Annotated in this window: 1 protein-coding gene; it reads left to right on the plus strand. The window is 55.3% G+C overall.

What is annotated here, in order from left to right; translation table 11 throughout:
* On the plus strand, positions 1 to 235 hold a 235-nt coding region (locus tag R0J87_RS24725; protein ID WP_498889680.1), incomplete at both ends, for a serine hydrolase.

Below are 235 nucleotides of genomic sequence, written 5' to 3' on the forward strand. Positions count from 1 at the left end.
CCACATGGTGCAAAAGCAGGCACATAACCCGGTTTCTGACTTGATGGAATCCATAGCGTTTTCTGGGACTGCCCAGATGGCGGGCGATGAAAATTGGTCGCTTGCCAAAGGATTCGCCAACCGGGTGGACGAACGGCCGATAGCTGTCGATAGCCGCTTTGGCATCGCGTCCGGCAGCAAAGTTTTCACCGCCGTGGCTGTCTTGCAATTAGTGGGGCAAGGCAAGCTTGAGCTT

The sequence above is a fragment of the Halomonas sp. SIMBA_159 genome (assembly GCF_046536035.1).
GTDB lineage: Bacteria > Pseudomonadota > Gammaproteobacteria > Pseudomonadales > Halomonadaceae > Vreelandella > Vreelandella venusta_A.